Annotated in this window: 2 protein-coding genes; both read right to left on the reverse strand. The window is 59.7% G+C overall.

The genetic code is table 11. The annotated features are described in order from the left end of the window. Window positions 1-118: 118 nt before the first annotated feature. Window positions 119-1,147 carry a hypothetical protein gene (locus tag OXF11_16005; GenBank protein MCY4488597.1) on the reverse strand — a complete coding sequence of 343 codons (1,029 nt, stop codon included), beginning with the start codon at window positions 1,145-1,147 and terminating at the stop codon, window positions 119-121. 171 nt (window positions 1,148-1,318) lie between these two features. Next, the gene (locus OXF11_16010) at window positions 1,319-1,516 is read right to left on the reverse strand and encodes a hypothetical protein (protein MCY4488598.1); all 198 of its coding nucleotides are present in this window, start codon (window positions 1,514-1,516) and stop codon (window positions 1,319-1,321) included. Window positions 1,517-2,201 lie beyond the last annotated feature (685 nt).

Here is a 2,201-nt window from a genome sequence, read left to right on the forward strand (position 1 = left end):
CGAACACTTGTCGCCCTTCCCAGGACAATCGCACACTCGGTGCGCCCATCTGTCCCTCCAAATCTCGTCTGAAGTGCAGCCGCCGCCCTCTCCTCTCCCGAGTCGGTCGATGTCCGATCTACTGACGTTTCGCTCCAAAGACTCCCGCGATACCGTCCCTACGGAACTTGCCGCCCACTTCCTGATGCTGGGGACCGCTGAACATCCCGAGAATGTAATCGTCAGGGTTAAGGATAATGTTTCTGCTTCTGAACAGGCCGTCCTTGACGCGAACGTTCTCCCAGGTCATGTCACGGTGCTTGGCGCCTTCGGTCACGTTATGGAGGTTGGTGAAGGAAACATCGACATCGACATTGGGAGACGCGAGATTGTCGATCATGATCCGTGCGTCGCCAACATACGCATCGGGCTGCGCCACCGGCGTTGGCAAGGGCCTGATGATGTCTGTGCCTGGGTATACCGGAGACCGCATCCCGACCATCAAGCCCGTCCAGGTGGCCGACCCCACGCCCGTCGGCGTCGATCCAGAGTAACGGCCCGTCACCGTGCGGCTGATAAGAGCGTCCATGAAATCCGGACTGATTCCCGAACATCCGGCCGCACCCACTTCGCATCCGCGGTCGAAGTCAACTCTAAAAGTCGTGTACTCCAGCCACCCGCCGTAGCTCAACACATCGGAGAGGTATGTCCTTGGCTCGTCTTCATAGGTGTATCGGTATTCGAGCTCAGCGACAGGAATACCGTTGTGTTCCAACACGGGGGCATACACGACCTCGATGTCCGTAGCCACGCCTCCTTCGATTCGTTCGAGTAGTTCCAGGTATTCGATTCGTTCAGCAACGACTTCGATAACCTCGTCCGGTGGCTGAGGCTCGCAGTCAACAGGAGGAAGGCAGGGAACCGGAATCCTATGGCTCAAAGAGACGTAATGGGTCGTTCTTTCGGCCGCCGCTGTCCAAGCTTCTTCGATCTCTTCGCCCGTCATGGAGAGTGTTGGGCTTCCGTCCGCGAAGCGCTGCCATTTCTGCAACAGCGACATCTCACTTTCGTCGCCGGGCGTGGTCATCTTGCCGCCGCCGCCACAACTGGTTAGCACTAAGGCAACCAACGCCGCGCAGGAAACAACTCCGAGCGGCTGTATACGCATGTGCAAGACCTCCGATGCCCATAGTGAAGAGGGCCCGCGAAGTTTCACCTCAGCCCATCATCGCCATCTCGATGACCATTGCCGGCAACGGGAACGTCTGACGTGGGTTGCAGGGACTTGCGATCGCTTCGCGCATCCATCCCCCGGTGGGAAGGCCCCACGATGAGCAGCTCACCCAGAGGCAGCTATACCAAGGAAGTAGCGGGCGATGCCGGTGTCCAGCAGTTCCTGGAGCGTCTGGGCGCCGGAACGCTCGATCAGGTCCCGCTCGAACTTGGCGACGACGCGCGGGGCGGGCGCGTGGGGGCCGGCATCGGCCGCATTCACCCGCCAGTCCCAGGCGATTGAGTGCTTTGGTCCGGTTTGCACGCACTGGCTTCACCACATGACCGAAAAACTCCATGGCTTTTCCAGAACGGTCGCATTGCATGGTTTCCAAGGACTATCGATACCGGTGCAGGCGCCGTGGGTCGCTACCCCCACACGACAGAAACGGGTTGGGCGAGTCTTCAACAGGACCTGCTTACGATCTCTCTCAATGTTTGAGCTCGTTGGCGATGGATCGCGATCGGTGCGGCATGATGCCCCACTCATCTAACCGGTCGTTCCGACAATGCCCTGGCTCATGAACCGTTCTTGCATCTGTGAGGCAAGGGACCGCAGCGACTCCGCGACGTGGTTGGCTGCGTCAACCCCGCTGGCCAGTGCGCCGTTCAGGGAAGCCATCCGCATGTAGTCGCCCGCCAGGAACAGGTTGGCGACACCCCCGCTATGGCGCGCTGCTATCCGCGATCGCCTTCAACATACCGGGTTAACACCTGCGACAATATTTTTTCGTACTACACGAGAGTGAGTTTTCAGTGTTTTCTGGGGCTGATTTGGTGTTGTTATAGCGTTCCCGCTGTTTGAGCCTGTAAGCGGTCGCGGGACCCCACCTTGACAAGAAGACGGGGTGGCGATGAGGAGGTGAGGGCGAGGGGCAGTTGCCGGCGCCCTGGGATCAGCGGGAAGCGGGGGTGAAGGCCCAGGGCAGGAGCTCGTCGATGCGTGAGGC

This window comes from Deltaproteobacteria bacterium (genome assembly GCA_026712905.1).
GTDB lineage: Bacteria > Desulfobacterota > Binatia > UBA9968 > JAJDTQ01 > JAJDTQ01.